The sequence below is a fragment of the Alkalibacterium sp. m-11 genome (assembly GCF_054658155.1).
This window is the reverse complement of the sequence record NZ_BAAGIR010000008.1, coordinates 37,785-43,784: the sequence shown is the minus strand read 5'-3', so window position 1 is coordinate 43,784 and position 6,000 is coordinate 37,785. Positions and strand designations below refer to the sequence as shown.

Below are 6,000 nucleotides of genomic sequence, written 5' to 3'. Positions count from 1 at the left end.
CAAGTCCAATGGGACAACTGAAGAAAATGTTTGGGTAATGAAACACACAGAATGAGCCATTTTAATATTAAAATTGAAGAGTTACCATCTCTAGAAAAAAAGTTTCCGCCAAAGTCTTGACACATACAAAAATTAACTGAGAGTTGCATTTTAAGAGTATATGTAGTATACTTATAAGCGGTGCAAAAAGCACCAAATTTCACACCTGAGTGGATGGATTGAATGGTGCTCTATTGCCATGGAGTGTTCAAACAGATGAAGCTCGGGGAGGAAAAATATAAAACCAAATGGAGGAATGACAAATGGCAGTTGTATCAATGAAACAATTATTAGAATCAGGTGTTCATTTCGGTCACCAGACTAGACGCTGGAACCCTAAGATGAAACCATATATCTTTACAGAAAGAAACGGCATCTACATCATCGACTTGCAGAAGACTGTTAAGCTGATCGATCAAGCTTACAACTATGTCCGTGATATTGCAGAAGATGGCGGAACAGTTCTTTTTGTAGGAACTAAAAAACAAGCACAAGATGCGATCAAAGAAGAAGCTCAAAGAGCTGGCGCTTACTACATCAACCACCGTTGGTTGGGTGGGACGCTAACTAACTGGGATACAATTCAGAAGCGTATCAAGCGTCTGAAACAGATTGAAAAAATGGAAGAAGACGGAACATTCGATGTCCTTCCTAAAAAAGAAGTCGGTATCCTGATCAAAGAACGCGATCGACTTGAAAAATTCTTAGGCGGAATCAAAGATATGCCTAAGCGTCCTGACGTGTTATTCGTTGTTGACCCAAGACAAGAGCACATTGCTGTTAAAGAAGCTCAAAAACTTAATATTCCAATCGTAGCAATGGTAGATACTAACTGTGATCCAGATGAGATCGACGTTATCATCCCTTCAAACGACGATGCTATCCGTGCAGTAAAATTACTGACTAAAACAATGGCTGATGCTGTTATCGAAGGAAATCAGGGAGAAGAAGGCTTTGAAGAAGAAGCAAAATCTGATTCTCTAGATGAAATCGTTGAAGTCGTCGAAGGCGATAACGAGTAATCATCGCTTTTACCGGATCGATATACGACTAAGGAGGAATTTTTGTGGCAAACATTAAAGCAGCTCAAGTAAAAGAGTTACGTGATAAAACAGGCGTTGGAATGATGGATGCGAAAAAAGCATTAGTGGAAACTGATGGAGATTTAGACGCAGCTGTCGATTACCTGAGAGAAAAAGGTGTATCTAAAGCAGCTAAGAAAGCAGACCGTATTGCGGCTGAAGGACTGGCTAACGTTCACATCGAGGGTAACGTTGCGGCTATCGCAGAAATCAACTCAGAAACAGACTTCGTTTCTAAAAACGATAAATTCCAGAACCTTGTTAAAGGTATTACTAAAACTGTAGCAGCAAACAAACCTGCAACTATAGAAGAAGCACTTGCTTTGGATATGGGTGGAGACTCAATTCAGGATACAATTACTGAAGCGACTCAGACTATCGGTGAGAAGATCACTCTACGTCGTTTTGCTGTTGTAGAAAAAACTGACAATGATGTATTCGGCGACTACGAGCACATGGGTGGACGCATTACTGTTCTTTCTATTATTGAAGGAACCGATGATGTAGAAGTCGCTCGTAACGTATCTATGCACATTGCGGCAATCAATCCTAAATTCATCACTCGTGAAGAAATCTCTCAGGAAGAAAGAGATCACGAACTGAACGTGTTGACTGAACAAGCTAAAAATGAAGGAAAACCTGCAAATATCGTTGAAAAAATGGTACAGGGACGTCTCAACAAATGGCTAGCAGAAGTAAGTCTTGTTGATCAGCCATATGTTAAAGATCCAGACAAAACTGTTGGTGAGTACTTGAGCGAAAAAGGTGCATCTATCAAATCATTCATCCGTTACGAAGTGGGAGAAGGAATTGAGAAACGTACTGAAGACTTCGCTGCAGAAGTTCAAAGCCAATTAGGCAATAAATAAGTTTGTAGATATGGAGCAGGGGTATTTGATCCCTGCTCTTTTTTTGCAAGCTATCTCTATTACTAAATACATAAGGATTCTGACAGAACGGAGGCCATATGATTTCACATAAAGATCAGCTTAATACTCAATACGACGTAATTATCGTTGGTGCAGGTGCAGCCGGTTTATCAGCGGCGATTCAGGCAGATGATACAGGTGCCTGCCCTGTTATTTTTGAGAGCATGCCGGGTGTGAAAGGGAACAGCATTAAAGCATCTGCGGGAATGAACGCTTCACAGACAAAATTTCAGCAGGCCCAGGGGATTGAGGACAGTCATTCACTTTTTTATGAAGAGACACTGGCTGGCGGAAACCGGACAAACGATGTAGAGCTGTTGTCCTATTTTGTTGAAGAATCGCCGAAAGCAGTTGACTGGCTTGACTCAATGGACATTACTTTGTCCAGTCTCACAACTACAGGCGGAATGTCTGTTAAACGAACACATAGACCATCTGATGGATCTGCTATCGGAGGATACTTGATGAAAGGTCTGATGCGTATAGTCGAAGAACGAGGGATCCCTCTGTTTACTTCTGCAGAAGTCATTCGTCTGTCGACATCAGAAGATTCGAATCTGATCAACGGCGTTTATGTAGCTATAGACCGGCAAGGTGAAAACTTAGTCAGGGCCAGGGCTGTTGTCATAGCAACTGGTGGTTTTGGCAGTAATTATAAAAAAATAGAAGAAGTGGCTCCTGACCTTGTTAAGCTTATCACTACAAATCATGAAGGAAGTCAAGGAAGTGGGATCGACATGGTCAAGGCGGTCGGAGGAAGTATCAGAGATCTTGATCAGATTCAGATCCATCCCACCGTCCATCAGAGAAGTCGATTTTTATTGACAGAGGCAATAAGAGGCGAAGGAGCCATACTCATTTCTTTGTCAGGGAAACGGTTTGTCAACGAAATGGACCGTCGAGATGTGGTATCACACGCTATTATAAACTGTCCAGAACAGAAAGCGTTCCTGATTTTCGATGAACAGCTAAAAGAAAGAGTGCCCGCGGTCGGGTTCTACGAGTCAAAAGATATGGTGTTAAAAGCAGAGACGTTGTACGGACTGGCTGATCAGATCGGTGTACCAAAAGAAGTATTAGCAGCAACGATTACAGAATGGAATCAGGCCGTCGCCTATGGAACAGATGACCTGTTCGAACGGACTACTGCCATGGAACATCCCATTCAGACAGGTTCGTTTTATGCCATAGAAGTGGCTCCAGGAATTCACCATACCATGGGTGGTGTCAGAATCAATACAAGGTCTGAAGTGATTGATGAAGATGGCAGAAAGATCAGTGGCTTGTATGCAGCCGGAGAAACGTGCGGGGGACTGCATGGAGAAAACAGGATAGGTGGCAATGCAATTGCTGAAACCATCGTGTTCGGAAGACAGGCTGGAAAGCAGGCGGCAGAGTACGTACAAAAAAGTGCAGGGGATTATGGTTTTTAATTTAACAAAATTGAACGCTAATTATTTTAAAACGTCTCATAGCTGCACGGAATAACTGTCAATTTTTAATGACCTTGCACTTGTTATGTGGTAGAATAAAAATGTATGAATTATGGAGGGAACGATTATATGGATGAACCGAAGTACAAGCGAATCGTACTGAAATTAAGTGGAGAAGCTCTTGCTGGAGATGCTGGATTCGGCATAGAGCCGCCAACTATACATGAAATCTGTCAGGAAATTAAAGATGTACATGAACTTGGCGTCGAAATCGCCATCGTTGTAGGCGGCGGGAATATCTGGCGTGGTCATGTTGGAGCTGAAATGGGTATGGAGCGCTCACAGGCAGATTATATGGGGATGATTGCTACGATCATGAATGCTCTGGCTCTACAGGATTCACTTGAAAATGCCGGTGTACCGACACGTGTTCAGACGTCTATTGAAATGCGTCAGGTTGCTGAACCATATATTCGCAGAAAAGCTATGCGTCACCTTGAAAAAGGCCGTGTCGTCATTTTCGCCGGAGGTACTGGCAGCCCGTACTTCTCAACAGATACAACTGCAGCGCTTCGAGCCGCAGAAATGCAGGCTGATGTCATTATGATGGCCAAGAACAATGTCGACGGGGTTTATTCGGCTGATCCGAATATTGATGCCAATGCCGTTAAGTTCGAAGAACTGACTTATCTGGATATCATAAATAAATCACTTCAGGTAATGGATACCACAGCGTCCTCTTTAAGTATGGACAACGATATTCCATTAGTCGTATTTAATCTGAGTAAAAAAGGCAACATTAAACGTGTAGCCCTAGGAGACACGATTGGGACAACTGTAAGGAGGAAAAAACAGTGACTGAAGCAATCTTGAAAGACACACAGGGAAGAATGAAAAAAGCGGAGCAGGCCTATGTAAGGGAACTTGGAAGCATCCGTGCAGGACGTGCTAACCCGAGTCTGCTGAATCGCATCAACATCGAGTATTATGGTGTACCTACGCCTTTGAACCAGGTAGCGCAGATTTCAGTACCTGAAGCACGCGTTCTTCTTATCACCCCATACGATAAAAATGCACTCGGTGACATTGAGAAAGCACTGAATCAGTCTGATATCGGAATTCCGCCGGCAAATGACGGGAACGTCATTCGACTTGTCGTACCGGCACTTACGGAAGAAAGAAGAAAAGATATAGCAAAGCAGGTAGGCAAAGAAGCTGAAAATGCGAAAATTGCTGTAAGGAACATTCGCCGTGATGCAATCGATTCATTGAAGAAAGCAGAAAAAGATGGAGAACTGACTAAAGATGACCTTCATCACTATGAAGAGGAAGTTCAAAAGCTGACAGATGGCAGTGTCAAAGCTATCGACAAGCTATCTGCAGAAAAAGAAAAGGAAATTTTAGAAGGATAAAAAAAGGAGAGTAGCTGAAGCACTTTTAAGGAATGTATCACATCATCCTTAAAGAGCAGAGCTGACTCTCCTTTTGCTTTATAGTTTACTGATAATGTATTTGTTCACTAATTTAGTAACAACTGACGTAACGACTATGCTGATAATATACTTTCTTAAGCGTCTCATATGCAGGTCCTCCTTAATATTAAATTAACACTTTTCTGTTAGCTTACTTATAGTATAGCAAATCTCCATAAATACAGAAAACAGAACGTTTTAAAATATTCATAAACACCTTCTGAATTTCTGTAGCAATTTAAATAGATTTTTACTACAATAGAAGAGATGTATATTTATTTCTAGGAGGGTATGGTGCATCAGGCACCAATAAATATGGTTGAAAATGAAGAAACAAATGCACCTGCACACGTCGCCGTGATAATGGACGGAAATGGACGATGGGCAGAACGACAAGGGAAAGCGCGGAAATTTGGGCACCAGGAAGGCATGGAAGCAGTCAGACGAGTAACTATCAGAGCCAGTGAACGTGGAATCAAAGTGCTCACACTTTATGCGTTCTCAACCGAGAACTGGAAACGTCCTCCTCAGGAAGTTCATTTTCTTATGCAGCTGCCGATTCGTTTTTTTGATCGGTTCGTACCGGAACTGCAGGAAAAGAATGTGAGAGTCAACATGATTGGTTTCGAAGAAAAAGTTCCTTCCTCAACAAGAAAAGCGATTCAGAAAGCAATGGATCAGACGAAAGATAATGATGGAATGATTCTGAATTTCGCATTCAATTACGGCAGTCGTGCAGAAATTGTCAGAGCGACTCAGTCATTATGTGAACGGGCTTTAAATGGCGAAATTAGCATTAGTGAAATAAATGAGGAAGTGATCGAGCATCATCTGCTTACGCAGTCAATTGCACCTTATCAGGATGTGGACCTTCTGATCAGAAGCAGCGGAGAACAGAGGTTAAGCAATTTTCTTCTCTGGCAGAATGCGTACAGTGAATTTTATTTTTCAGATCTTCTCTGGCCTGATTTCACCGGTGATGTACTGGACGAGGCCCTTTTGAGCTATATAAACAGACAGCGGAGATACGGGGCTGTCTAAACTA

The 6,000-nt window shown here is 42.1% G+C and carries 6 protein-coding genes; all 6 read left to right on the top strand.

From position 1 onward, the window contains the following. Positions 1 to 302 precede the first annotated feature (302 nt). The 6 genes from rpsB (at position 303) to ACYQ2O_RS01910 (ending at position 5,996) form a co-directional block, all read left to right on the top strand. Positions 303 to 1,061, top strand: coding sequence for a 30S ribosomal protein S2 (gene rpsB / locus ACYQ2O_RS01935; protein WP_459768645.1), 759 nt, complete (start codon positions 303 to 305; stop codon positions 1,059 to 1,061). Between the two features lie 44 nt (positions 1,062 to 1,105). Beyond that, positions 1,106 to 1,990, top strand: a complete 885-nt coding sequence (gene tsf, locus ACYQ2O_RS01930) for a translation elongation factor Ts (protein ID WP_346024034.1) — start codon at positions 1,106 to 1,108, stop codon at positions 1,988 to 1,990. A 98-nt stretch (positions 1,991 to 2,088) separates the two neighbouring features. Next, complete coding sequence (locus tag ACYQ2O_RS01925; protein ID WP_459768643.1) at positions 2,089 to 3,483, top strand: flavocytochrome c; 1,395 nt, start codon at positions 2,089 to 2,091, stop codon at positions 3,481 to 3,483. Positions 3,484 to 3,612: 129 nt separating this feature from the next. Further along, on the top strand, positions 3,613 to 4,341 hold the full coding sequence (gene pyrH, locus ACYQ2O_RS01920; RefSeq protein ID WP_459795894.1) for a UMP kinase: 729 nt from the start codon (positions 3,613 to 3,615) through the stop codon (positions 4,339 to 4,341). Between the two features lie 32 nt (positions 4,342 to 4,373). Beyond that, positions 4,374 to 4,895 (top strand): ribosome recycling factor, encoded by a 522-nt coding sequence (gene frr / locus ACYQ2O_RS01915; protein ID WP_459795897.1) that lies wholly within the window; start codon positions 4,374 to 4,376, stop codon positions 4,893 to 4,895. A gap of 375 nt (positions 4,896 to 5,270) precedes the next feature. Continuing rightward, complete coding sequence (locus tag ACYQ2O_RS01910; protein WP_459795896.1) at positions 5,271 to 5,996, top strand: isoprenyl transferase; 726 nt, start codon at positions 5,271 to 5,273, stop codon at positions 5,994 to 5,996. Positions 5,997 to 6,000: the final 4 nt, after the last annotated feature.